The following is a 23,853-nucleotide window of genomic DNA, read 5'->3' as shown; positions in this document are numbered from 1 at the left end:
TACAGGGATGCTATCAGGAAACCTGAACGTTGGTGGATACGCTCACGTAAATGTCTGCTATGAGCGAGGAGCGGACATTTAAATATTTGTTCCAGTGGCCAAATTTAGTGCACTACTACAGTATCGGTTGACACCTATCCTTTAAATCTGGTCGGCCTATGCATAAACAATCGATTTTTGAAGTCAAGGTTAGGACAGCTCTTCCCGCTTAACCAATGGAACGCTGTAATCAGGTCGAATACTCTTTGAACCCGGCATAGCTCGCATTTCTTGCGGGAAATGCCAGATATTAAAATCCTTATTCGGGAATGTATCGTAATGGAAAAAATCCCAGCCAAGCAGAGCAGCCATACGTTCAAAGGCAAGCTCCTTAGCCACTGATAGTTCTAGCCGAGGATTAAGGTACTTTAAGTACCCAGAATTCACAGCTCCGGTCAGAATGTCGACAACCTGTAATCCAAGATGATGCTTAGAGTCGTGCATCGTCACAGACTTAATCAGCTTCTTCATCCCTGCCCTAGCCAGCATGTTGTTAGCAACAATACCTGTCACTTCATCGTTCTTTTTGTATTTATCAATCTTCTGGTCGATGATCACCTCAACGTCACTCTTAATCTGCTTAGCAACGTTCTTAACGAGCATTGTGTACGTCTGGTAAAAAGCCAACTCCCTGTCCGTCTGCCAGTTGTTGTAAATGTTCTTAACTACAACAATTGAGTGGAAGCAGCACGAGTTCTTGAGCACCATAGCCAGCAGCTCAATGCAGATGTTTGCCTGCCCTGCACTGTTCTTAATCTTGGACCACTTCAACTCACCGACAATCCCGTACTTATCTTTTAATTTCTGGACGCGCTCATTGAAGATGTGTAACGTGTCTTTACGCACACACAGCAAACCAATGCCATAACAGCGGTCACTCCCTGTCGTACCACTCTCATCACCAAAAGCCACGTATTCCATACAAATACCCACATAAAATTAAATGGGTATTTTATGCTCAACCCAAGCGACAGACAATGTTTGTGGGTCTACTCAAGAGCCTTTAGGTATCTAGTGTATCCATACGCTCGCACAATCTACTCACGGCACTTGACGGGCAGGACGAAGGTCTTATATGAGCGAGGAGTAAAAGTTGATATGCAAGCAGCACAGCACTATGTGGCTGTTTATTGTTCTGACGCCACTGGTGGAAGAGATGTTCTTGCCTTCGAAATCAATTTTTCAATTCCTTCCAGAGGAATGTTCTCTTCGTAACAGGTCAAAAATAATTCGTGAGTAATATCAGAAAAGAAGATCTCTGCAACTTGCCGTAAAGGAGATGTCTCGCTGACGTATAACTCTAGGTACATGCTATCACGCAATAGGGGTTCTACGCCGGCCCCCCAGATTTTTCTGCGGCCTATAAGGGGCCGCTTGGAAAACGAAAGTTATCCCGCGTCAAGCCTGTTTTTTAGGGCGCCAGAATTTTACAAGCTGCTTTGAGCGAGTAACTGTAGTGACCTGCATTTATAAATGCTCAGGCCCGCATTTATCGCGTCATTTTTACCCACAATACCTGCATCTACCCGGGTGACCAAACCCGGATTAACTGCAAATGAACCTACATTCGAACACTTCGACCTGCATTTCATTTTGACGAACCCACTTTATTTGTGACCAGCGGTTGTTCCATTAACTCAGCGGTCATCGTTGTTTCTGGTCTTTGATTCCTGTAATGACTAACTGCACTCAGCGCACCAGCGCCCATCAGCCCCGCTCGCCGACTGGCAAAGTATCCAGAAATCGAACGTTTTGTGGAACCCAACAGCCACGATTTTCAGTTGCAGATATTGCGGGTGGGCGATCAGCTAATCGTAAATGCAGGTCGAACCGATTTCAAATACAGGTCACTACATTTATCCTTACGGCAATTGTTGGCAGGAATAAGTTGGCAAGGTCGATCTCGAAGGGGTGGACTGGAAAAAAAGCTGGTTGAGGTGGATTAAAATGACTATGGAAGTTCACGGGTTTATTATTTCGTCTCCGTTCGTGTTCGTCTGCGATGGTAAGGTTTATCGCAGCCAATCGGGGAAAAACTGGACGGTCATATTTAGCCGTTATGGTACGCAAGCCTGGGGGAATGATACCTATGCTTCCCAGCGCGTTGACCGTGCCTGCCCGCCAAATCGTAACGAAGAAGTTCGTTTGGCTTTCCGTGGCGCAGTTATGCGCCACTTCAAGCTGAACTACACCCAAATTGAGGCGTTCTTCCAGCGTCAGATCGACGAGGGCAAGCAAATCCTGGTTGAAGGAAATTCGGTTAAACGCCATGTGGGTGGCCGTAGCAGCTACAGCACAGGCAGTAGCAGCACGACTGTATCTGCTCCCGCGCCCGCTCCAGTCAAAAAGGAATCCCCCCATCCGGCGCTTAAACATGGTTGCCCAGCGAGTCGCTTGGAAGAATTCCTGGCCTGGGAAAAAGCGCACCTTGGGATTTTGAATCGTGTCAAAATGCCCCAGCGCGTTGCCATGTTCTTGGGAACTTGGGAAGAACCGAAAGCGGTCGAACCTGAACCCGTGGTGGTCGAAGAACCCCAGGCTGAAGAACCGCAAGCCGAACGGTCGCTGGCTGAAGAACGCGAACACAAAGAAGATGTACCGTTCTATGGCCGTCGCCGTCGTGATCAGGGGAAATTCCGTGAAGATGTGATGCTTAACTGCGGTGGCCGTTGCGTCTACACGAATGCCATTGCGGTACGCTGTGAAGCCGCGCACCTTAAAGCCCACGCTCGCAAAGGTGGCGCGAGCTTTAAAAACGGTCTGCTGCTGCGCGCTGATATCCACAAGCTCTTTGACGCGGGACTATGCGCCATCGATCCACACACGCTTAAACTCTGGTTTGCGCCAGACCTGGTAAAAAAAGACGCAGATCTCGCGGCCATTGATGGGATAACGATGCGCAAAACGCTGCTCCCTATCAACAAAGACAATATCGAAGGCCGCTGGGATGCCTTCGTTAAGATCTTGCTGGCATGATTAACTGGTCACAAACGTCCGCTTCTGGCACAAAGCGAACATCAGTATTCAAAAAATGAAAAACGACGACTTGATGTATATCGTTTGCTATACATGGTGGTTATGCTATGCTTGTAAAGCAAATGCTATACAAAGGGTGTCTCATGAAATCAGATGTTCAACTTAACCTTAGAGCTAAGGAATCGCAGCGGGCGCTCATTGATGCAGCTGCGGAAATCCTTCACAAGTCACGTACAGATTTCATTCTGGAAACGGCCTGCCGGGCTGCCGAGAATGTGATCCTTGACCGCCGTGTATTTAACTTTAACGATGAGCAATATGAGGAGTTCATTAATCTGCTTGATGCACCGGTCGCAGATGATCCCGTTATCGAAAAACTGCTGGCAAGGAAACCTCAGTGGGACGTGTAACAGCACCAGAACCTTTGTCCGCTTTTCATCAGGTAGCTGAGTTCGTCAGCGGTGAAGCTGTGCTCGATGACTGGTTGAAGCAAAAGGGCCTCAAAAACCAGGCTCTCGGAGCGGCCAGAACATTTGTAGTGTGCAAGAAAGACACGAAGCAAGTAGCCGGTTTTTACTCTCTGGCCACCGGTAGCGTCAACCATACAGAAGCGACAGGCAACCTTCGGCGTAACATGCCAGATCCCATCCCTGTCATTATACTTGCCCGTCTTGCTGTCGATCTCTCATTCCATGGAAAAGGGCTTGGTGCTGATTTACTTCATGATGCAGTGCTTCGTTGCTATCGGGTTGCCGAGAATATTGGTGTACGTGCAATCATGGTTCATGCACTTACCGAAGAAGCCAAAAATTTCTACATTCACCATGGTTTCAAATCATCACAAACTCAGCAGCGAACTTTGTTCCTTAGGCTCCCTCAATAGAATGCAAAGACTGTTACGTTCAAACCGCTATAAGCGATAATTTGATAGAACGTCTAAGGTTAGATTCAGGAAGAATACGACGAACAAAATATTGATGAGACAGGAATCCGCGTGATGCAAGAAAGCAACGGAATGGATAATTCGATTGCGGACAATGTTATTTAGTTATAGCCAGAAACAAAAAAGAGCCCATGTATTAAATGGACTCTTTCGCTGATGCCTCGGTTAATCTGTCCAGGTTTTTGGGGTCAGTACAAAGTGAGCCCACCTCTGCCATTCTTGTGGCGTTATGCATTCTCAAGGCACTCTGTTAATTTTATCTTGTTGGCGTTTTATAGGCCCGATAACCCATTATGTTATCGGGCATTTTTTTAACGTAATGGTAATTCCGTCAGACAGGTCTGGCTGTCATCTCTGGTGGCAATGGCATGTGACGCCGTTTTACCGTTGTAGCTTACTTCGAGCGTCCCTTCCATATTGCGCGGTAACCAAACACCGATAAATCCGTTTCGATAGCTTTGCATCTCTTTTTGTACGATGACAGCGCCTTTACTGTCTGTCACTTTTACAGTGAACGGTTTATTCGGCATTTCTCCCTGACAGCCGGAAAGGCTGTGGTTAAAACAGGGGTGTGTCCGCCATTCATAGGGCGCAAAAGAGAGATAGAATTTGTCGCCTAACGGCAGCGTATAAATCTGCTCTCCGTCAGATAATTTGAGCTCGGTACTGGTAATCGACGCGGAGTAAGGCAAAGGACGGCTCTGCGGCGTCTGATCAATCGTATCCACGATCTGCTCAACCGTTTTTCCCGCCAGCCCATGTTGCGCCAGAAAAGCGGATTCTGAGGATGCCGCAAGCGCGGAGCCGCTGGCGCATAAACCCAAAAGTAATAACCATGATGGTTTCGACATAACTTCAATTCCTTGTGAACAATCTCCTTACCTACTATAGGGGTTCCCCTAAGGGAAAGGTCAAAGGGACACAGGGTAAAGTAATGCAAAGTTATGCTGGGGGAGAGGGGGAATTGGAATAAAAAAAATCCCCGCCATCAGGCAGGGATTCAAAATTCTGAGCTTTTTAAGCTTACAGGCTGGTTACGTTGCCAGCTGCCGGGCCTTTAGCGCCGCTTTCGATGGTGAAGGAAACTTTCTGACCTTCGTCCAGAGATTTGTAACCATCGTTCTGAATAGCGGAGAAGTGTACGAACACGTCTTTAGAACCGTCATCAGGAGTAATAAAGCCGAAGCCTTTATCAGCGTTGAACCATTTTACGATACCAGTCATTTTACCGGACATAGTGTATTACCTTTTAAAAAATAAGTGTGCCTTTCGGCGTTATGGCGTGCTTTACAGATTTTTTAAGCGTTAAGGAAATGCGCACTACGAGGGGTATCTAATGGATAACTCTTGAAGGGACTTGCCTTACTAAACTGCTTTAATGGTCTGTACGTCAAACCGTTGAGCACATTAACTCATGTAATGCCGGGCGATGCAACTTTTATTTTACTTTATTTCTCCAGGTCAGGAATCGGGCGGGGAAAACGGTCCTTACGCAGGACCGTTAAAACAGAAAGGGGTAAAAATTACTCCATCAATTGCTTACTTAAGCGTGGGTTCGCCTGTATCAGGCGCATCAATTTGAGCTCTGCTGGCGTGGGTTTTTCGCGTTTCGATTCCCATTCCTGAACCATGGCAACCGTTACGCCCAGCGCTCTGGCGAATTCATCTGTTTTTAGTCCCGTCCCTCTCCGTAACTGTTCAAATTCGGTAAAAGGATTGGGTTTTTGCGTCAGGGTGATCTTTCGCGTTTCATCTTTAAAAACAATTTGTTCCAGGCTGCTCAGCAGCTCAAACATCGGATCTTTATATTCCATTGAGAACTCCTGTAAATCACACAGCGGGATCGTGAAGTGCATCGAAGCCTCTTAAGAATAGTCGGGAAACTTGCGGGTGGGGGGCGACGCGCCGCCAGGAAGCGCTATCGATTCGTTTCGATGCCTTACGCTACGCGACTTTTAGGACGCTAACAATTTGATCCAGGAAGGTATATCCGTCTTTCAGAAAATAATTGTAAAGATTAAAAAAATATTACATCCCCCGCTGGAAAGCTTTCTTGCCGCGTTTTTTATCGCAGTGTCAGGCCAAAAATTAACAATAAAATAACAAATTAAGCATTGATGCAGATAAACATAATTTTCCGCTACAAGATCGCGTGGAAAGGGTATCCTGCAAGCCTGACCTGGACTATCCTTGTAAGCCGTCAGGCACGCAGGTGTCGTTGTGCGCATTTTTGGGTGAAAGGAGTATTAACAATGGCGACAGGTAAGTCCTGCTCTCGCTGGTTTGCGCCTGTTGTGGCGTTATTAATGGTGTTTAGCCTGAGCGGGTGTTTTGATAAAGAAGGCGATCAGCGCAAAGCGTTTGTCGATTTCCTGCAGAATACAGCAATGCGTAGCGGAGAGCGTTTACCAACGCTGACGGCCGATCAGAAAAAACAGTTTGGTCCGTTCGTGTCTGATTACGCGATACTGTATGGCTACTCGCAGCAGGTAAACCAGGCGATGGATTCCGGTCTGCGCCCGGTGGTCGATAGCGTTAACGCCATCCGCGTTCCGCAGGATTATATGACGCAACGCGAGCCGCTGCGGCAGGCAAATGGTTCGTTAGGCGTGCTGGCGCAACAGTTGCAGAATGCAAAACTGCAGGCTGATGCCGCGCATGGCGCGTTAAAGCAGGCCGATGACCTGAAACCTGTGTTTGATCAGGTCTACAAAAAAGTAGTCACCGTGCCGGCAGATGCTTTGCAGCCGCTGATCCCGGCGGCGCAGATCTTTACGCAGCAGTTGGTACAAGTGGGCGATTATATTGCGCAACAGGGCGAGCAGGTGAGCTTTGTCGCGAACGGCATTCAGTTCCCGACCTCACAGCAGGCCAGCCAATATAATGCGTTGATTGGGCCGTTGGCCTCGCAGCATCAGGCGTTTAATCAGGCCTGGACGGCGGCGGTAAACGCAACCCAGTAATGACAGTCTGCCCGATAAGCGCAAGCCAGCGCTTATCGGGCCTGTAGCGTTATCCCGCCGCCTGCGGGTTGACGCAGTTCTTCTCTATTTTTCCCTGCAGCGCATCAATCAAATTATCCACCGCACAGGCCATCATGTTGTAGCGCGTCTCATGCGTTGCCGAGCCAATATGCGGCACCGCGACGACATTAGACATGTTCAGCAGGGGGGAATCCACAGATAGCGGTTCATGCTCAAAGACATCCAGACCTGCCGCATATATTTCACCGTTTTGCAGCGCGGCAATCAGCGCGTTTTCATCGACCACCGGGCCGCGTCCGGCATTAATAAAAATGGCGGACGATTTCATTCTGGCAAACTGTGTTGCGCCAAACAGATGTCGCGTTTCTGCCGTTAGCGGCAGGATCACGCAGACAAAATCAGCCTCCTGCAACAGCGTATCCAGATCGCAGTAGCGGGCGTTAAACCGGTCTTCCGCCTCCTGATGCCGCCGACGAGCGTGATAGAGAACCGGCATGGTAAACCCAAAGTGCGCTCGCTGCGCCAGCGCCATCCCGATACGCCCCATCCCAATGATACCGAGTGTTTTGTGATGCACATCGACGCCAAACCACGCCGGGCCAATGCTTTCTGTCCATTCACCCGCCTTAACCCGTTCTGCGACGTCCACCACGCGGCGGGCAGTGGCCAGCATCAATGCCATCACCGTATCGGCAACGGTTTCCGTCAAAACGGTAGGCGTGTGCATCAGGACTATTTTGCGGGCAGTAAGGGCGTCCACCTCGACATTATCGTATCCCACCGAGATGGTTGACGCCGCGCGTAGCGCCGGCATTTTTTCCAGCAGCGCGCGGTTAACGGTTTCGCTGGCGCCCAGAAGGCCTTGCGCGCTGGCAAATGCCTGCGCGTGTCGCGCTACCGTTTCCGGATGCAGGTTCGGTACCTGGGTGACGGTAAAATGCGCCTCCAGGCGATGCAGCAAATCATCAGGCAGGGTTTTGTAGAGAATGATGGACGGCTTCATGCGACTCTCCGTAAATCAAAAGGTAAGCGCGGCATGCGCCAACCGGAACAGGCTTATTATTAACCCGCTTAGCAATAATCGACCAGCCGATTTTCCCGTTGTCGGCAGCCGTATCGTGGTAAATGGTGAATGAATACCGAATAATGCGAGGTGTATCCGGTCTGGCGAGGGAATAATGCAGGCCGGGTAAAGCATACCGCTTTACCCGGTACGGTAGTTTACTGCAATGGACTCAAGGTAATTTCGACGCGGCGGTTTTGCGCTTTACCTTCTGCCGTACTGTTGCTGGCGATCGGGTTCGCCGGACCCATTCCGCTGGTACGGATACGGCTGGCGTCAACGCCCTGGGTGATCAGCGAACTGGCGACGGAGTCAGCACGCTGCTGCGACAGACGCATATTCAGATCGTGGCTACCGGTGCTGTCGGTGTAGCCCACCACATTGACGGCGGTCTTGGGATACTCTTTCAGCACCATCGCCACGCCGGTCAGCGTGTTAGCGCCTGCCGGTTTCAGCGTCGCGCTGCTGCTGTCGAAGGTGACATTATTCGGCATATTCAGAATGATATTATCGCCGCTTCGCGTCACGCTAACGCCTGTGCCCCGCATTTTGTCACGCAGTTTCGCTTCCTGTACGTCCATGTAGTAACCCACGCCGCCGCCCAGCGCCGCGCCAGCCGCCGCGCCAATCAGCGCGCCTTTACCGCGATCTTTTTTTGAGGAGGAGAGCGCGCCGATGCCTGCGCCGACCAGCGATCCAATACCCGCGCCAATGCCGGATTTACCTGCTTCGCGTTCGCCGGTGTAAGGGTTTGTTGTGCAGCCAGATACTGCCAGGGCGCCGCTCACGATGGCAGCAATCACAAATACACGTTTTTTCATCTTAAATCCTTATCACTTTTTTATTTTTACCACAGCGACCGTGGCGGTTGATTATGACGTCTGCACATGAAGAAAATTCCAGGGAAAACTCTGAAATTTGTAAGTAACATTGATCGGCAAAATAAATAATCCCAATAATTCAGGAGCGAACCTTGACCCACGCACCATCGCGTCATTCGGTATTGACCGCCGCACACTGGGGGCCAGTCCGCGTTGAAACCGACGGAGAACGCATTTTTGCCTCGTATGGCGAACTCCCGACGGCACACCAGAACTCCCTGCAAACCGTTGTGCATGACCAGGTGCACAGTAAAACGCGGGTTCGCTTCCCGATGGTGCGTAAAGGGTTCCTGGCTTCTCCCGATAAGCCGCAAGGCATACGCGGGCAGGATGAGTTTGTTCGCGTAAGTTGGGATGACGCGCTGGACCTGATCCACGCTCAGCACAAACGTATTCGCGAAAGTTATGGGCCATCGTCCATCTTCGCCGGCTCCTACGGTTGGCGTTCGAACGGCGTATTGCATAAAGCGGCTACACTATTGCAGCGTTACATGGCGCTGGCGGGAGGGTATACCGGCCATCTTGGCGATTATTCCACCGGCGCGGCGCAGGCTATCATGCCTTATGTGGTGGGTGGCAACGAGGTTTACCAGCAGCAGACTAGCTGGCCGGTGGTGCTGGAACATAGCGAGGTGGTGGTGCTCTGGAGCGCGAACCCGCTGAATACTCTGAAAATTGCCTGGAATGCCTCGGATGAACAGGGGCTCGACTATTTTGCGGCGTTGCGACAAAGCGGCAAGCGCCTGATCTGCATCGATCCGATGCGATCGGAAAGCGTCGACTTTTTTGGCGATAAGATGGAGTGGATCGCCCCACATATGGGCACCGATGTAGCGTTAATGCTGGGGATCGCCCATACGCTGGTGGAAAACGGTTGGCAGGATGAAACGTTCCTTGCCCGCTGCACGACGGGTTATGACCGCTTCGCCGACTATCTTTTGGGCACGACCGACGGTACGGCCAAAACAGCGGAATGGGCGGCGGAAATTTGCGGCGTTTCTGCGGTGAAAATCCGCGAACTGGCGGAAATATTTCATCATAACACCACCATGTTGATGGCCGGTTGGGGAATGCAGCGTCAGCAGTTTGGCGAGCAAAAGCACTGGATGATCGTTACGCTGGCCGCAATGCTGGGGCAAATTGGTACGCCTGGCGGCGGGTTTGGTTTTTCTTATCATTTTGCTAACGGCGGAAACCCGACGCGCCGCGCCGCCGTGTTAGCCTCGATGCAGGGAAGCATCTCTGGCGGGGTCGATGCGGTAGATAAAATACCGGTGGCGCGTATTGTCGAGGCGCTGGAAAACCCCGGTGGGTTTTACCAACACAATGGGATGGATCGCCGCTTCCCGGATATTCGTTTTATCTGGTGGGCGGGCGGCGCGAACTTTACTCATCATCAGGATACCAACCGTCTGATTCGCGCGTGGCAAAAACCGGAACTGGTCGTTATCTCGGAATGTTTCTGGACGGCCGCCGCGAAACACGCGGATATTGTTCTGCCTGCGACCACCAGCTATGAGCGTAACGATTTAACCATGACCGGCGACTATAGCAATCAGCATTTGGCGCCGATGAAGCAGGTCGTGTCGCCCCGGTGGGAGGCGCGGAATGATTTTGACGTTTTTGCTGAACTGAGCGAACGGTGGGAAGCCGGCGGTTACGCTCGGTTCACAGAAGGAAAAAGCGAGCTGGCGTGGCTGGAGACTTTCTACAATATTGCCGCCCAGCGTGGCGCCAGCCAGGGGGTGACGCTGCCGCCGTTTGCCGCATTCTGGCAGGCTAACCGTTTACTGGAGATGCCGGAAGATCCCGCCAACGCTCAGTTTGTGCGCTTCGCGGATTTTCGCCGCGATCCTGATAACCATCCGCTAAAAACGGCCAGCGGCAAAATCGAAATCTATTCTGCGCGCATTGCCAGCTATGGTTACGCGGATTGTCCCGGTCATCCGATGTGGCTGGTGCCGGATGAGTGGCACGGGAACGCCGATGCGGGGCAGGTTCAGCTACTTTCCGCGCATCCGGCGCATCGTCTGCATAGCCAGCTCAACTACAGTTCATTACGGGAGCGGTATGCGGTAGCCGGACGCGAACCGGTGACGATTCATCCGCAGGATGCGACAACGCGTGGAATCGTCGATGGCGATACGGTACGCGTCTGGAATCATCGCGGGCAGGTTCTGGCGGGCGCGGTCGTTACCGACGGAATTCGGCCTGGCGTTATCTGTATTCACGAAGGCGCATGGCCGGACCCTGAACCTACCGCAGGCGGCATATGCAAAAACGGCGCGGTAAACGTCCTGACAAAAGATCTTCCCAGTTCCCGGCTGGGGAACGGTTGTGCGGGCAACACCGCGCTGGTCTGGTTTGAGAAATATACCGGCCCGGCGCTACCGCTTACGGCGTTTGATCCGCCTGCCAACTCATAATCCAGGTGGGGTGGGCGGTATCCTCCTGCCAGGCGCTATCTTCAATACGAAAACCAAGCGCATGGTAGAAGTTTACGGCGGATTGATTTTTCTGGTAAACCTCAAGGCTCAGCAGAGGAAAACGTTGCTGGACATATTCCAGAAGCGCTTTGCCAATGCCGTGTCTTAACGCGTCGGGGGCGACAAACAGCGCCCCGACAAAACGGGCTTCCAGTACGCTGACGAAGCCTTTCAGTTGTCCATTTTCCTCCCATACCCAGGTTTGCGCGGCGGGTAAATAGACGTCGCGTACAATTGCTTCGCTCTCGTGCCAGTAACGTTCTTCGATAAAGGGATGGGCATAAATGGTACTTTTCATCCACAGTGCCAGAATAGACGCCATGTCTTCACTCTGGGATTTGCGAATCATGTTTTTCTCCCGGATGGCAAAAACAGCCGGTAATATGGTCGTTGACCAGTCCGCACGCCTGCATAAAGGAGTAACAGATAGTCGTACCGACAAACTTGAAACCGCGTTTTTTCAATGCCTTAGCAAGCGCATCGGACGCAGGTGTTGAGGTGGGGATCTTATCCAGGCTGGCCGCCTGGGTGATCTGCGGCTGGCCATCAACGAATGACCAGACAAAATCGGCGAAAGACTCGCCGTTTTGCTCCATCGCAAGCCAGGCGCGGGCGTTACTGATAATGGCCTGAATTTTACCGCGATGTCGTATGATGCCCGTGTTCTGCAGCAGGCGTTCAACATCTTCCTCCTGCATAGCTGCGATGCGTACCGGGTCAAACTGATGAAAACAGGCGCGATAGTTCTCTCTCTTTTTAAGCACGGTGATCCAGGATAAACCGGCCTGTTGACCTTCAAGACAGATCATTTCAAACAGCTTTCTGCTGTCAGCTTCCGGTACGCCCCACTCGTTATCATGATAGGCAATATAAAGGGGGTCCTGGCTGACCCAGTCGCAACGCTGCATAGACTTCCTCGTTATTGTGGTTACCGCGAAAATTTCCTTCAACCCGCCTTGACGGGCTCGCTAAAAGGACAATAGTTAATACAGGGCTGATGCCCGACATCCTTCATTCAATGACAATAATATCGCCGAATTCGGCTCTACTCTGGAGTCGCGTTGATGATTGTAAGAAAACGCCGTGGTCGCCGGACATTGCGTTGTCTGGCGGGCCTTATGGCCTGCTCGTTTTTTATCAATACCACGTATGCCTGGCAACAAGAATATATCGCTGAAGCGGCTCCGGGGCATACGACGGAACGCTATACCTGGGACAGCGATCACCAACCGAATTACAACGACATACTGGCCGAACGTATTCAGTCTACGCAAAATACGGTGGGGCCGGTGCTTAGCCTGGCGGATGAAACCCCGCTTGATGCGACCAGCGGTATCAGTATGGGCTGGAATTTTCCGCTTTCCCGACGCGTGACCACTGGGCCGGTCGCGGCGCTGCATTACGACGGTTCGACGTCATCAATGTATAACGAATATGGCGATAGCGCGACGACATTAGCACTTACCGATCCGTTATGGCACGCCAGCGTCAGTACGTTAGGCTGGCGGGTAAACTCGCAGTTTGGCGATGTCCATCCCTGGGCGCAGATCAGCTATAACCAACAGTTTGGGGAAAATATCTGGAAAGCGCAGTCCGGGTTGAGTCGTATGACCGCAGGAAATCAGGCGGGAAACTGGCTGGATGTCACCGTAGGCGCGGACGTGTTACTTAACCCGCACATGGCGGCGTATGCGGCGTTTTCCCAGGCGGAAAACAGCGCTACGGATAGTGATTATTTGTATACCCTGGGGGTGAGCGCCAGGTTTTAACTTAAAAATTACCATCGAAACGCTGTGATAACAGATCTTGTGGCGGAAGTAGGGTGCTAACCTTCTGCGTTATCTTTGCGCTGTTAATCATCTTGCTGGCAGTTTCCACCACTATTCGCCAGCCGCAGCGGGAGGGGGTTAGCGAAGCGTCTGCGTAACACATGCAACACCAGGCATACAGCGCACCCATTTGGTGCTATTTTTTTTATTTAGCACAAATGCCTAATCAATTGTAGTTAAAAAAACGTCTAATAAATAAGGAAGGCATTTAACTTATTTATGAATCGGAAGAAATAATATATTATTTATATTAATTTATTCTTAATAAAAATTTACATTTATGTACGTTACATTTGTAACATATTGATTTCTATTTTTTTTAAGATTAACTAAAAATTATTTTTATATATACTAATTATTGTATCCAATACCCACCTCTATACACTCCATTTCCTCACAGAATGCAGATAATCCTAAGGATGCGTTCTGTTATCTACCGTCATAAATGGAGTTTTTAATGAAAAAAGTTGTTTTTGCTCTGTCTGCTCTCGCTGTAGTTTCCACTTCTGCTTTCGCTGCTGAATCTGGTGACGGCACCATTAAATTCACCGGTGAAATCGTTGACGCGCCATGCGTCGTTTCTACTGACTCTCAGAACCAGGAAGTTGTGCTGGGTCAGGTGAAGAAAAATATCTTCAAAGCCATTGGCGATAAATCTGTTTCCAAGCCTTTCCAGATCAAACTGGAAGACTGTGACATCACCTCTCAAACCAAAGTTAACGTGAGCTTCGCTGGCGTTGGAGATGCAGACGACGCGACACTGGTTTCTGTTAACACTGAAGCAGGTGCGGCAACTGGCGTGGGCATCGGTATCTACGACAACGCTAACAAGCTTGTTGAAATGAACACCGGTAAATCCACCACTACGCTGGCTGCTGGTCAGACCGTGCTGTACTACACCGCTAACTACGTTGCAACAAAAGATACTGTAACCACTGGTTACGGTAACGCAGAAGTGGACTTCAACCTGTCCTACGAATAATCGAATTTTCGTTAATACAGTCAATCATAATGGCAACGGAAATCCCGTTGCCATTTTTTCCAGCGGAGGCTCAGGAAGAGAATCATGAACCGCTCACGTTTGATATCTTGCACAGCACTGGTGCTGGCGCTGATTGCTCAAAACAGTTTTGCCGGTGGCGTGGCATTAAGCAGCACACGTGTTATTTATGACGGTAGTAGAAAGGAAGCTTCTCTTACGGTAAATAATAAAAGCACCACGGATGAATTTCTCATTCAGTCATGGATTGATGATGCTAACGGTAATAAAAAGACGCCCTTTATCATCACTCCACCGTTATTTAAATTAAGCCCGACTAAAAATAACGTTTTACGTATTGTTAATACGACGAGCACGTTACCGCAGGATCGCGAGTCCGTTTATTGGATTAACGTAAAAGCTATTCCTGCCAAAAGTGAAGACGTGGAAGCTAAAAACGTACTGCAGATCGCCGTACGTACCCGCTTAAAACTGTTCTATCGTCCGGCGGGCCTGAAAGGCAATAGCATGGACGGCTGGAACAAACTGCAGTTCACCAGCGCAGGGGCTAACCAGATCAAAGTGGAAAACCCATCTGCCTTTAACCTGACGTTTAATAAATTTTATGCCAACGGCCGTGATATTGAAAAAACGGGAATGGTTCCGGCAAAAGGCTCATTGAATATTGAACTGCCAGCCGGCACCGGCAAGGTAAGCGAAGTTAAATACAACATTATTAATGACTTTGGCACGGCTGGCGACATGTTGACACAGCGCGTTAACTAACACGTTTTAAAGGATTATTACTATGACATGGACGCATCTTCCTCTGGGCAATAAGACCTCGCGTTTCACGCAGTCTGCGCTTGCGCTGATGATAGCGAGTACGCTCCCCGCGTATGCGGGAACATTTAACCCGCGCTTTCTGGAGGATGTGCCGGGTATTGATCAGCACGTTGACCTTTCAATGTATGAATCCAATAAAGCTGAACACCTGCCAGGTAAATACCGCGTCTCGGTGGTGGTCAACGAAAAAAAAATGGAGTCTCGCACCCTGGAGTTTAAGGCAGCGACAGAGGCGCAGCGCGCAAAAATGGGTGAATCCCTGGTGCCGTGCTTAAGCCGCGTGCAGCTTGAAGATATGGGCGTGCGTATTGATAGCTTCCCGGCGCTGAAAATGGCCCCGCCTGAAGCCTGCGTTGCTTTTGACGACATTATTCCCCAGGCCGCCAGCCATTTCGATTTTGCAGACCAGACCCTGATCATGAGCTTCCCGCAGGCTGCGATGAAGCAGACAGCGCGCGGTACGGTGCCAGAATCGCAGTGGGACGAAGGGGTGAATGCCCTGCTGGTGGATTATAACTTTTCCGGCAGCAACGCCAGCTATGACGCACACGACAGTGAAACCAGCTACAACAGCGACAGCTACTATCTGAACCTGCGCAGCGGTATGAACCTGGGGGCATGGCGATTACGTAACTATAGTACCTGGACGCGAAACGACGGTAACAACACATGGGATAACATTGGCACATCCCTAAGCCGTGCCATTGTGCCGCTGAAATCACAGCTGACGTTGGGGGATACCTCCACCGCCGGTGATATTTTTGACAGCGTTCAGATGCGCGGGGTGCAGTTAACTTCTGACGAAGAGATGCTGCCTGACAGCCAGCGCGGGTTTGCGCCCGTCATCCGGGGTATTGCCAAAAGTAACGCCGAAGTCACCGTTGAGCAGAACAACTACGTTATTTACCGTACGTTTGTTCAGCCGGGTGCGTTTGAAATTAACGACCTGTATCCAACCTCAAACAGCGGCGACCTGACGGTCACCATTAAAGAATCGGACGGCAGTGAGCAGAAGTTCGTTCAGCCGTTCTCCTCGGTGGCGCTCCTCCAGCGTGAAGGCCATCTCAAGTACAGCCTTTCCGCCGGGGAATACCGTGCCGGGAACTATAACAGCGCCGAGCCGAAATTCGGGCAGCTTGATGCCATGTACGGCCTGCCATATGGCTTTACCGTTTACGGTGGTGCGATCTTCTCTGACGACTATTACTCGCTGGCGGGAGGATTAGGTAAAAACTTCGGCTATATCGGCGCGATCTCCATCGATGTAACCCAGGCAAAAAGCAAGCTGGCAAATGAGGAGAATTCGGAAGGTCAGTCTTATCGTTTCCTCTACTCCAAGAGCTTTAACAGCGGTACCGATTTCCGTCTGCTGGGTTACAAGTATTCGACCAGCGGCTATTACACCTTCCAGGAAGCGACGGATGTGCGCAGCGATGCGGACAGCTCTTATAGCCAGTACCACAAACGTAGTCAGATTCAGGGCAACGTGACGCAGCAACTGGGCGCCTGGGGCTCGGTCTATTTTAACGTCACGCAGCAGGACTACTGGAACGATGAAGGTAAACAGCGTTCGCTGAATGCCGGTTATAACGGCCGTATTGGCCGCGTGAACTACAGTGTTGCTTACACCTGGACGAAAAGCCCGGAATGGGATGAGAGCGATCGTTTACTGTCATTCTCCATGTCGATTCCACTGGGACGCGTGTGGAGTAACTACCACCTCACGACCGATCAGCATGGCCGAACCAACCAGCAGTTAGGGGTGAGCGGCACCGCGCTGGAAGACCACAACCTGAACTATAGCGTGCAGGAAGGCTACGGCAGCAACGGCGTGGGTAACAGCGGCAGCGTGAACCTGGATTACCAGGGCGGCGTGGGTAGCGCCAGTCTGGGTTACAACTACAACCGTGACGGCCAGCAGGTGAACTACGGTTTGCGCGGCGGTGTAATAGCCCATAGCGAAGGCATCACTCTTTCTCAACCTCTGGGTGAATCTATGGCCATTATCTCCGCGCCGGGCGCGCGCGGCGCGCACGTGATCAACAACGGTGGTGTGGAAGTGGACTGGATGGGTAATGCGGTCGTGCCTTATCTCACTCCGTACCGTGAAACGGAAGTCTCACTGCGAAGCGACAGCCTGAACAACCAGGTTGACCTGGATACCGCCTCCGTCAACGTAGTGCCGACGCGCGGCGCGATTGTTCGTGCCCGCTTCGATACCCGAGTGGGCTATCGTGTGCTGATGAACCTGACGCAGGCCAATGGCAAAACGGTGCCGTTTGGTGCTACCGCCACGCTGCTGGATACCACAAAAGAGTCCAGCAGTATCGTGGGTGAAGACGGTCAGCTTTATATCAGCGGGATGCCGGAGAAAGGTGCCCTTCAGGTGAACTGGGGTAAAGACCAGGCACAGCAATGCCGCGTGGCGTTTACGCTGCCGGAACAACAGGATAATACCGGCGTGGTGATGGCGAATGCCGTCTGCCGGTAACAGGGAAGGAAACGATTATGTTGAAAAAGTTGATAATGTTTACGGGCCTGTTGGGCGGGTCGGTGCTGTTTTCGGGGCAGGCGCTGGCAGCGGCAGATTTTGGACCATGTACTCCTGAAGGTGGAACACATATCTTCAGTGCCACCATAAATAAAACAGTTTCAGATACGTCAAAGAACACAACGGGTGCGACCTTCGTAGATTTCGATAGCTGGAATTTAGGTGGAGCCTATGCGATGTCCTGTGAATGCCCTGATGATACCTCTCTTATAAATGACACCTTATTTAAGGCTGTGGTTCCTCTAGCCTTTGTTACGAATATAGAGAGTCGCTCCTATTACCAGATTAATAATAATATCGCCATTGCGAGCGATGTACTGATTTCGGGGGGACGAGGAGAATACGTTAACACACCGTTTGAGAATGTAGGTAACCTGACAAACAACCGCTCTCAGTGTTCGCAAAATGCAAGTAGTAAAGATGCAGTGTGGGGATCCGGTGGCAAAGGTCACTTATCGCTCTATATTCTCCATCCGTTTGTGGGTGAAAGTATTATACCTAGCACCAAAATAATGGACCTTTTTGTGACAAAGAAACCCAGTGTATATGGCAGTATACCTGCGTCGTCTGTATATATCAGTGGTTCAATTACGGTACCTCAGGGCTGTGAACTCTCCAGCGGCAGCACGCTGGAAATTCCGTTTGGGGAATTTAAGGCCAGTGATTTTAAAGATCGCAAAGGACAAGTTGCAAAGAACGCCACGAAATTCACCAAAGAGCTGCAGTTTAAATGCACCAATATTTCCGATGGCGTAAAGATCTTCCTGCGTATTGAGGGAATGCCAAACGCTAATGATTCGAATGCCATCGACATGGGCAACCCGGATATCGGTGCCATCATTGAGGGCGCTAACGGTAAAATTTTGGTGCCAAATGACGCCAGTGTTAATCAGGAGCTGAGCGTATCGGGTCTTGTTGACGACACGCACCGTACCGCCTCAACGACCATTTCGGCTTACCCCATTAGTACCACCGGCAAATTGCCGGCCGCCGGGGATTTCGAGGGAATTGCCACCATGCGTATTGATGTGGAGTAAGCAGGATGAAAAACCTTCATGCTTTGATGCCAGCGTGTTTACTGCTTACCACTTCCGCGATGGCGGCACCGTCGAATATCGGTTCTGCTGGTGATATCCACTTTACCATTACTATTAAGGCGGCTACCTGTGAACTGGAAAACGACAGTATCGACGTCAATATGGAGACCGTGGTGCTTCAGCGCCCGGTAAAAGTGGGTAAAGAGCTGAACCAGAAAAACTTTAGCATCGGCTTAAAAGATTGCGCGTATGCCACAAAGGCCAGCGTTACGATGGACGGTTCTCCGGACCCGACTGACCCCTCGCTTTTTGCCCTGGATAGCGGCGGCGCGACGGGCGTGGCGTTAAAAATTAAAACATCTGGTGGGGAGCAACAATACCCCTCCAGTACCGACTCTACGCCCGTAGAACACACCGTCTGGTTTGATGGTACTAACAAGCTGAACTATATCGCCAGCTATGTGCCTGTTAAGCCGGATGCCACCGTTGGCCCAGCGAATGCGACGGTGAATTTTAGCGTCACATACGAATAATCACTGAGGGCCAGTTCGCTGGCCCTTTTCCATTTTTAGTGATTTTTTGTAAAAATCTTCTCCGATCACACTCTCCGTTGCCACTTTCCCCTCTGCTTGTGGTCTACTTAACCGTGCTTGTAGACTTTCTTACATCTGCGTTAGCCGCATATTTACCTGTTTGATTAAAGAATCGTTGTACAGGTCGTTTTTATCCCGATTCCCAGGGTTTGTTTGCATGAGATACATTAAATCGATGACGCAACAGAAACTTAGTTTCTTGCTTGCGCTCTATATCGGTCTGTTTATGAATTGCGCCGTGTTTTACCGCCGTTTCGGCAGTTATGCGCAAGAATTTACCATTTGGAAAGGCCTCTCCGCAGTTGTCGAACTTGGCGCCACGGTGCTGGTCACTTTCTTCTTACTTCGTCTTCTTTCACTGTTTGGCCGACGCGTCTGGCGTGTGCTGGCCACGCTGGTGGTGCTGTTTTCCGCTGGCGCCAGTTATTACATGACCTTCCTGAACGTGGTGATTGGCTACGGCATTATTGCGTCTGTTATGACCACCGATATCGATCTCTCGAAAGAGGTGGTGGGGCTGCACTTCGTATTGTGGCTGATTGCCGTGAGCGTGCTTCCGCTCATTTTTATCTGGAGTAACCACTGTCGCTACACGTTGTTGCGCCAGCTACGTACGCCGGGGCAGCGTTTTCGCAGCGCCGCTGTAGTGGTACTCGCAGGCGTAATGGTGTGGGCGCCTATCCGCCTGCTGGATGTACAGCAAAAAAAGGTTGAACGGGCGACAGGTATCGACTTACCCAGCTATGGCGGCGTGGTGGCGAACTCCTATCTGCCTTCAAACTGGTTATCTGCGTTAGGGCTGTATGCCTGGGCGCAGGTAGATGAGTCGTCGGACAATAATTCGTTAATAAACCCGGCCAGGAAATTTACCTATGTTGCGCCGAAGGATGGGGATGACACCTACGTCGTTTTCATTATCGGTGAGACGACCCGTTGGGATCACATGGGGATTTTCGGCTACGAGCGTAATACCACGCCGAAGCTGGCGCAGGAAAAAAATCTGGCGGCGTTCCGCGGCTATTCCTGCGATACCGCGACGAAGCTTTCTTTACGCTGTATGTTTGTACGGGAAGGCGGGGCGGATAATAACCCGCAGCGTACCTTAAAAGAGCAGAATGTGTTTGCCGTTCTCAAACAGCTCGGATTCAGTTCCGATCTGTACGCCATGCAGAGCGAGATGTGGTTCTATAGCAATACCATGGCGGATAATATCTCCTACCGCGAGCAGATCGGCGCCGAGCCGCGTAACCGTGGTAAAACGGTTGATGACATGCTGTTGATTGATGAGATGCAGAACTCGCTTGCCCAGAACCCGGAGGGTAAGCATCTGATTATCCTGCATACTAAGGGGTCGCATTTTAACTATACGCAACGTTATCCGCGCAGCTACGCTCAGTGGAAGCCCGAATGTATTGGGGTCGATAGCGGCTGCACGAAAGCGCAGATGATCAACTCTTACGATAACTCCGTGACCTATGTGGATCACTTTATTACCAGTGTGTTCGATCAGCTACGTGATAAAAAAGCGATTGTGTTCTACGCGGCTGACCATGGCGAGTCGATTAACGAACGTGAACATTTGCACGGTACGCCGCGCAATATGGCGCCGCCGGAGCAATTCCGTGTTCCGATGCTGGTATGGATGTCGGATAAGTATCTTGCCAGTCCGCAACATGCGCAGATGTTCGCTCACCTGAAACAGCAGGCGGAGATCAAAGTGCCGCGTCGTCATGTGGAGCTGTACGATACGATAATGGGCTGCCTGGGGTATACATCGCCGGATGGCGGCATTAACCAGAACAACAACTGGTGCCATATTCCCGATGCGTAGAAAGTCGCCGCGAAGTAGGTTGTCTGCCGACTTTCTCGCCGATTGAATTGTATTTTGCGACTAAGGGATTGACGGGCGTGCGCCTGAGCAGTAAGATGCGCCCGCATTCGGTGATTGGCGCAGCCTGGTAGCGCACTTCGTTCGGGACGAAGGGGTCGGAGGTTCGAATCCTCTATCACCGACCAAATTCAGAAACCCTGCTCAACGAGCAGGGTTTTTTTGTATCTGAGGTCTGACGAGGATGAGAACCTCCGGGGGCAAGAGGTTCGACTCGAGCGAAGCGAGAGAACGTTGCGTCAGCAACGGCCCGCAGGGTGAGCCACGCAGTGGCGAGTCATCCTCTATCACCGACCAAATTCAGAAACCCTGCTCAACGAGCAGGGTTTTTTGTATCTGAAACCTGACGAGGATGAGAACCTCCGGGGGCAAGAGGTTCGACCCGAGCGAAGCGAGAGAACGTTGCGTCAGCAACGGCCCGCAGTGGCAAGTCATCCTCTGTCACCGGCAGGTTGACGCTCGCACCACCAGTTCAGGTATGATCCCGTCGCTGTGACTGACCTTCTTGCCCGCCAGCAAATCAAATAATAGTGTGATTGCCTGTCGCGCCACCTCATCAAGATGCATATTCACTGCCGTCAGCGGCGGCAGCGATTCGCGCGCGCGGATACCGTCATAGCGGGTAACCACCCGCATTTGTTCAGGTATGGCGATGTCTTGTTCCTGGAAAGCGCGTACCGCGCCGCTGGCAAAGGTATCTATCAGCACCAGCACGCCGTCAACGTCGGGATGCGCCTGTAATAGCTGCTGCGCGGCCTGGTAGCCGGCATTTTCACCCTCGCTTTCATTGAGAGAGTAGACGACGGGGGCCTGGCGCCCCGCGCACCAGCGCTGGTAAGCCGCTTCGCTCTCCAGAACTGATGTTCGCCGTGTGTTACCGACAAATAACGCACATTTGCTGGCGCCGGAGGCCTCCAGATGCGTTAGCAGAAGCTGTGCTGTTGCCGCCGAGTGCAGCTCCACCCACGGCACAGGCGTGTCGGTCCCCGGCGTGCGGCCAATGGTGACGCAGGGAATGCCCGCTTGCGCCAGCGCCTGGAGCTGCGGGTCATTCTCCGCCGGCTCAATCAGGATCGCCGCGTCAAAGCTGACGGCATCCAGTGGATTTGCCCCCGGCGGCACCAGAATCAGCGCATGCTGCTTTTCCAGCGCCATCATCGCGGACGTTAACGCCACCTCCATCATAAATCCCAGTCGTGACGCGCCGGAGGCAATCGCCAGCGGCACCGAAGAGAGCAAGGCAATGGTATTGGTTTTGCCGGTTCGTAACTGGCGGGCGCGAATATTCGGCGTGTAGTTGAGCGCAGCAATGGCCTCTTCAATACGCCGTCGCGTCTGCGGCTCGACAAAGCGAGTGTTGTGCAATGCATTGGATACTGTCCCTGGCGACACACCTGCATAGCGGGCAACATCAATCAACTTTGCGCGTTTTTTATTTTGAACAGCCATCTGCTTCCTGACCTGCGAAAATTTGCGCACAGGGTAGCATATTTACCAGACGGTAACGTTTGCTTTTTTTCGGTGAGGATCGTAAAAAACTCTTCATTAAAACGTTTTAATGGGGTATTTTGGCGCAAATTTATTCCTCAGGAGGCGATGTGGCACACTTAACTCAGGACTCGACTTTTACCCTTGGACGCCGTCCGGCGGGCCTTATCTACGCTGATAAAGCGAAGAGCTTTGGCGGCTATACGCTTTTTGCGCCGCAAACCGCCGAAGGGCGGGTTTATCTGGTGGACGAGCAGGGCGAAGTCGCGCATCAGTGGCAGCTTCCGGTTCGCGCCGGGCGTGATGCGGTGCTGCTGCCGAACGGTAATCTGGGTTATAACGGCAGCCACCGCGCTTCAGCGAACCTCTATCCGGCGTGGGATCTCTGGCACGGCGGCGACTTCTACGAAGTGACGCCGGATAACGAAATCGTCTGGCATTACGAAGATATTTACCATCACCATGATGCGCAATGGTTGGCGAACGGTAATCTGCTGTATACCGCCGCGTCGCCGTTGCCTGCCGATATCGCCGCCCGTGTTACCGGCGGCGACCCGCGCCGCGATGCGCCGGACGGCATCATTCAGAGCGACGTCGTCAAAGAGGTCAATCGCGACGGTGAAGTGGTCTGGGAATGGCGCGCCTGGGAGCATTTGAATCCGGAAGATTTCCCGATTCATGATATTTTCGACCGCCGCCACTGGCCGATGATTAACGGCCTGTCCGTCACCCGTGATGGCCTGGTACTGATGAGCCTGCGTACCACTTCCGGCGTCATTGCCGTGGATAAAGAGAGCGGGAAGGTTATCTGGCATGCAGGGCCGGAAGTCGTAGCGCAGCAGCACACGCCGGTTGAGATGGAGAACGGGTCGATTCTGGTTTTCGATAACGGCAACCTGCGTCCCGGCGTCACCTCGCCGCATTCCACGGTGCTGGAGTTCGATCCGCAGACCAAAGCGATTACCTGGCAGTATCGCGATATCTTCCCGCCGGCGTTTTTCTCGCCGTATATGGGGAGCGCGCAGCGGCTGGCGAACGGCAACACCTTTATCTGTGAATCGGCGTTTGGCCGCCTGTTTGAAGTCACCCCGGAAGGCGAAACGGTATGGGAATATATCATTCCGTTCTTTAATGAATATCCGGAGCACCTCAGTAAAGGCATTATTCCTGGAAAACAGAACAGCGCCTTCCGTGCGCATCGCTATGCCGCTGATGCCATTAGTTGGTTGAAATAATGCAGACCGCCAGCCCGCGCTGGCGGTTATTTTTT

22 protein-coding genes, 1 tRNA gene and 2 other RNA genes are annotated in these 23,853 nt (G+C 51.6%); 16 read left to right on the top strand and 9 right to left on the bottom strand.

Features of this window, described 5'->3' with window-relative positions; genetic code table 11:
- Positions 1-189: 189 nt before the first annotated feature.
- A complete protein-coding gene (locus ACH0VJ_RS12960) occupies positions 190-960 on the bottom strand; it encodes a DUF3800 domain-containing protein (protein ID WP_000456879.1) in 771 nt (256 codons plus the stop codon).
- Positions 961-1,986: 1,026 nt separating this feature from the next.
- Between ACH0VJ_RS12960 and ACH0VJ_RS12955 the strand changes: the two genes are divergently transcribed.
- The 3 genes from ACH0VJ_RS12955 (at position 1,987) to ACH0VJ_RS12945 (ending at position 3,898) form a co-directional block, all read left to right on the top strand.
- Entirely contained in the window at positions 1,987-3,015 is a 1,029-nt protein-coding gene (locus ACH0VJ_RS12955) for an HNH endonuclease signature motif containing protein (RefSeq protein WP_023196719.1), read from the top strand.
- A 122-nt stretch (positions 3,016-3,137) separates the two neighbouring features.
- A complete protein-coding gene (locus tag ACH0VJ_RS12950; protein WP_000965889.1) occupies positions 3,138-3,425 on the top strand; it encodes a DUF1778 domain-containing protein in 288 nt (95 codons plus the stop codon).
- The gene (locus ACH0VJ_RS12945) at positions 3,413-3,898 is read left to right on the top strand and encodes a GNAT family N-acetyltransferase (protein ID WP_000533909.1); all 486 of its coding nucleotides are present in this window, start codon (positions 3,413-3,415) and stop codon (positions 3,896-3,898) included. The genes ACH0VJ_RS12950 and ACH0VJ_RS12945 overlap by 13 nt, the downstream gene beginning before the upstream one ends.
- Before the next feature lie 371 nt (positions 3,899-4,269).
- Here the strand turns inward: ACH0VJ_RS12945 and cueP are convergent, their stop codons facing one another.
- From cueP to ACH0VJ_RS12930, 3 genes are all read right to left on the bottom strand, one after another.
- A complete protein-coding gene (cueP, locus tag ACH0VJ_RS12940; RefSeq protein ID WP_000042973.1) occupies positions 4,270-4,809 on the bottom strand; it encodes a copper-binding periplasmic metallochaperone CueP in 540 nt (179 codons plus the stop codon).
- Positions 4,810-4,981: 172 nt separating this feature from the next.
- Positions 4,982-5,194 carry an RNA chaperone/antiterminator CspA gene (gene cspA / locus ACH0VJ_RS12935; RefSeq protein WP_000014594.1) on the bottom strand — a complete coding sequence of 71 codons (213 nt, stop codon included), beginning with the start codon at positions 5,192-5,194 and terminating at the stop codon, positions 4,982-4,984.
- Positions 5,195-5,481: 287 nt separating this feature from the next.
- Entirely contained in the window at positions 5,482-5,772 is a 291-nt protein-coding gene (locus tag ACH0VJ_RS12930; RefSeq protein WP_000455790.1) for an HTH-type transcriptional regulator, read from the bottom strand.
- A 438-nt stretch (positions 5,773-6,210) separates the two neighbouring features.
- Between ACH0VJ_RS12930 and ACH0VJ_RS12925 the strand changes: the two genes are divergently transcribed.
- A complete protein-coding gene (locus ACH0VJ_RS12925; RefSeq protein WP_000190524.1) occupies positions 6,211-6,921 on the top strand; it encodes a DUF3053 domain-containing protein in 711 nt (236 codons plus the stop codon).
- A 49-nt stretch (positions 6,922-6,970) separates the two neighbouring features.
- Here ACH0VJ_RS12925 and ghrB read toward each other — a convergent pair whose 3' ends face one another.
- Together ghrB and ACH0VJ_RS12915 are read right to left on the bottom strand one after the other, a co-directional pair.
- Entirely contained in the window at positions 6,971-7,945 is a 975-nt protein-coding gene (ghrB, locus tag ACH0VJ_RS12920) for a glyoxylate/hydroxypyruvate reductase GhrB (RefSeq protein ID WP_000804684.1), read from the bottom strand.
- A 218-nt stretch (positions 7,946-8,163) separates the two neighbouring features.
- On the bottom strand, positions 8,164-8,826 hold the full coding sequence (locus ACH0VJ_RS12915; protein WP_000747548.1) for an OmpA family lipoprotein: 663 nt from the start codon (positions 8,824-8,826) through the stop codon (positions 8,164-8,166).
- A gap of 152 nt (positions 8,827-8,978) precedes the next feature.
- Here ACH0VJ_RS12915 and ACH0VJ_RS12910 point away from each other — a divergent pair, with 152 nt between their 5' ends.
- Positions 8,979-11,312: a molybdopterin guanine dinucleotide-containing S/N-oxide reductase gene (locus tag ACH0VJ_RS12910; RefSeq protein WP_000148466.1), complete on the top strand. Its 2,334-nt coding sequence runs from the start codon at positions 8,979-8,981 to the stop codon at positions 11,310-11,312.
- On the opposite strand, the gene ACH0VJ_RS12905 is transcribed toward ACH0VJ_RS12910, so the two are convergent.
- Together ACH0VJ_RS12905 and tag are read right to left on the bottom strand one after the other, a co-directional pair.
- Positions 11,281-11,721 carry an N-acetyltransferase gene (locus tag ACH0VJ_RS12905; protein WP_000619902.1) on the bottom strand — a complete coding sequence of 147 codons (441 nt, stop codon included), beginning with the start codon at positions 11,719-11,721 and terminating at the stop codon, positions 11,281-11,283. The two genes, ACH0VJ_RS12910 and ACH0VJ_RS12905, sit on opposite strands and share 32 nt — an antisense overlap.
- On the bottom strand, positions 11,699-12,280 hold the full coding sequence (tag, locus tag ACH0VJ_RS12900) for a DNA-3-methyladenine glycosylase I (protein ID WP_001188407.1): 582 nt from the start codon (positions 12,278-12,280) through the stop codon (positions 11,699-11,701). The genes ACH0VJ_RS12905 and tag overlap by 23 nt, the downstream gene beginning before the upstream one ends.
- Before the next feature lie 156 nt (positions 12,281-12,436).
- On the opposite strand from tag, the gene ACH0VJ_RS12895 reads away from it, so the two are divergent.
- The 10 genes from ACH0VJ_RS12895 (at position 12,437) to ACH0VJ_RS12850 (ending at position 21,546) form a co-directional block, all read left to right on the top strand.
- The gene (locus tag ACH0VJ_RS12895; RefSeq protein WP_000637071.1) at positions 12,437-13,141 is read left to right on the top strand and encodes an autotransporter outer membrane beta-barrel domain-containing protein; all 705 of its coding nucleotides are present in this window, start codon (positions 12,437-12,439) and stop codon (positions 13,139-13,141) included.
- A 517-nt stretch (positions 13,142-13,658) separates the two neighbouring features.
- On the top strand, positions 13,659-14,183 hold the full coding sequence (gene lpfA / locus ACH0VJ_RS12890; RefSeq protein WP_001518613.1) for a long polar fimbria major subunit LpfA: 525 nt from the start codon (positions 13,659-13,661) through the stop codon (positions 14,181-14,183).
- Between the two features lie 84 nt (positions 14,184-14,267).
- Positions 14,268-14,966, top strand: a complete 699-nt coding sequence (gene lpfB / locus ACH0VJ_RS12885; RefSeq protein ID WP_001082126.1) for a long polar fimbrial chaperone LpfB — start codon at positions 14,268-14,270, stop codon at positions 14,964-14,966.
- Positions 14,967-14,988: 22 nt separating this feature from the next.
- On the top strand, positions 14,989-17,517 hold the full coding sequence (gene lpfC / locus ACH0VJ_RS12880; RefSeq protein WP_000220317.1) for an outer membrane usher protein LpfC: 2,529 nt from the start codon (positions 14,989-14,991) through the stop codon (positions 17,515-17,517).
- Between the two features lie 17 nt (positions 17,518-17,534).
- The gene (gene lpfD, locus ACH0VJ_RS12875; protein WP_000914253.1) at positions 17,535-18,614 is read left to right on the top strand and encodes a long polar fimbrial protein LpfD; all 1,080 of its coding nucleotides are present in this window, start codon (positions 17,535-17,537) and stop codon (positions 18,612-18,614) included.
- A gap of 5 nt (positions 18,615-18,619) precedes the next feature.
- Positions 18,620-19,147 carry a long polar fimbrial protein LpfE gene (gene lpfE, locus ACH0VJ_RS12870; RefSeq protein WP_000792959.1) on the top strand — a complete coding sequence of 176 codons (528 nt, stop codon included), beginning with the start codon at positions 18,620-18,622 and terminating at the stop codon, positions 19,145-19,147.
- 217 nt (positions 19,148-19,364) lie between these two features.
- The gene (gene eptB / locus ACH0VJ_RS12865; RefSeq protein WP_001269262.1) at positions 19,365-21,038 is read left to right on the top strand and encodes a kdo(2)-lipid A phosphoethanolamine 7''-transferase; all 1,674 of its coding nucleotides are present in this window, start codon (positions 19,365-19,367) and stop codon (positions 21,036-21,038) included.
- Positions 21,039-21,146: 108 nt separating this feature from the next.
- A tRNA-Pro gene (locus tag ACH0VJ_RS12860) sits at positions 21,147-21,223 on the top strand.
- Positions 21,224-21,258: 35 nt separating this feature from the next.
- Positions 21,259-21,392: non-coding RNA, RtT sRNA (locus ACH0VJ_RS12855), on the top strand.
- Between the two features lie 35 nt (positions 21,393-21,427).
- Positions 21,428-21,546, top strand: a non-coding RNA gene (locus ACH0VJ_RS12850) — RtT sRNA.
- On the opposite strand, the gene ACH0VJ_RS12845 is transcribed toward ACH0VJ_RS12850, so the two are convergent.
- Complete coding sequence (locus tag ACH0VJ_RS12845; RefSeq protein ID WP_000290720.1) at positions 21,537-22,544, bottom strand: substrate-binding domain-containing protein; 1,008 nt, start codon at positions 22,542-22,544, stop codon at positions 21,537-21,539. The two genes, ACH0VJ_RS12850 and ACH0VJ_RS12845, sit on opposite strands and share 10 nt — an antisense overlap.
- A 149-nt stretch (positions 22,545-22,693) precedes the next feature.
- Here ACH0VJ_RS12845 and ACH0VJ_RS12840 point away from each other — a divergent pair, with 149 nt between their 5' ends.
- A complete protein-coding gene (locus ACH0VJ_RS12840; protein ID WP_000940809.1) occupies positions 22,694-23,818 on the top strand; it encodes an aryl-sulfate sulfotransferase in 1,125 nt (374 codons plus the stop codon).
- Positions 23,819-23,853 lie beyond the last annotated feature (35 nt).

Source organism: Salmonella sp. 2020_1459 (assembly GCF_043847915.1).
In the GTDB taxonomy this organism is placed as follows: Bacteria; Pseudomonadota; Gammaproteobacteria; order Enterobacterales; family Enterobacteriaceae; genus Salmonella; species Salmonella enterica.
This window is presented reverse-complemented; position numbering and strand designations above follow the sequence as displayed.

Excerpts from the sequence above, each read along its gene's own strand:
- ghrB (WP_000804684.1), bottom strand. The coding sequence starts at position 7,945 with ATGAAGCCGTCCATCATTCTCTACAAAACCCTGCCTGATGATTTGCTG.
- ACH0VJ_RS12925 (WP_000190524.1), top strand. The coding sequence starts at position 6,211 with ATGGCGACAGGTAAGTCCTGCTCTCGCTGGTTTGCGCCTGTTGTGGCG.
- ACH0VJ_RS12915 (WP_000747548.1), bottom strand. The coding sequence starts at position 8,826 with ATGAAAAAACGTGTATTTGTGATTGCTGCCATCGTGAGCGGCGCCCTG.
- ACH0VJ_RS12930 (WP_000455790.1), bottom strand. The coding sequence starts at position 5,772 with ATGGAATATAAAGATCCGATGTTTGAGCTGCTGAGCAGCCTGGAACAA.
- lpfB (WP_001082126.1), top strand. The coding sequence starts at position 14,268 with ATGAACCGCTCACGTTTGATATCTTGCACAGCACTGGTGCTGGCGCTG.
- eptB (WP_001269262.1), top strand. The coding sequence starts at position 19,365 with ATGAGATACATTAAATCGATGACGCAACAGAAACTTAGTTTCTTGCTT.
- lpfD (WP_000914253.1), top strand. The coding sequence starts at position 17,535 with ATGTTGAAAAAGTTGATAATGTTTACGGGCCTGTTGGGCGGGTCGGTG.
- cueP (WP_000042973.1), bottom strand. The coding sequence starts at position 4,809 with ATGTCGAAACCATCATGGTTATTACTTTTGGGTTTATGCGCCAGCGGC.
- ACH0VJ_RS12905 (WP_000619902.1), bottom strand. The coding sequence starts at position 11,721 with ATGATTCGCAAATCCCAGAGTGAAGACATGGCGTCTATTCTGGCACTG.
- lpfC (WP_000220317.1), top strand. The coding sequence starts at position 14,989 with ATGACATGGACGCATCTTCCTCTGGGCAATAAGACCTCGCGTTTCACG.
- ACH0VJ_RS12895 (WP_000637071.1), top strand. The coding sequence starts at position 12,437 with ATGATTGTAAGAAAACGCCGTGGTCGCCGGACATTGCGTTGTCTGGCG.
- cspA (WP_000014594.1), bottom strand. The coding sequence starts at position 5,194 with ATGTCCGGTAAAATGACTGGTATCGTAAAATGGTTCAACGCTGATAAA.
- ACH0VJ_RS12960 (WP_000456879.1), bottom strand. The coding sequence starts at position 960 with ATGGAATACGTGGCTTTTGGTGATGAGAGTGGTACGACAGGGAGTGAC.
- tag (WP_001188407.1), bottom strand. The coding sequence starts at position 12,280 with ATGCAGCGTTGCGACTGGGTCAGCCAGGACCCCCTTTATATTGCCTAT.
- ACH0VJ_RS12955 (WP_023196719.1), top strand. The coding sequence starts at position 1,987 with ATGACTATGGAAGTTCACGGGTTTATTATTTCGTCTCCGTTCGTGTTC.
- lpfE (WP_000792959.1), top strand. The coding sequence starts at position 18,620 with ATGAAAAACCTTCATGCTTTGATGCCAGCGTGTTTACTGCTTACCACT.
- ACH0VJ_RS12845 (WP_000290720.1), bottom strand. The coding sequence starts at position 22,544 with ATGGCTGTTCAAAATAAAAAACGCGCAAAGTTGATTGATGTTGCCCGC.
- lpfA (WP_001518613.1), top strand. The coding sequence starts at position 13,659 with ATGAAAAAAGTTGTTTTTGCTCTGTCTGCTCTCGCTGTAGTTTCCACT.
- ACH0VJ_RS12950 (WP_000965889.1), top strand. The coding sequence starts at position 3,138 with ATGCTATACAAAGGGTGTCTCATGAAATCAGATGTTCAACTTAACCTT.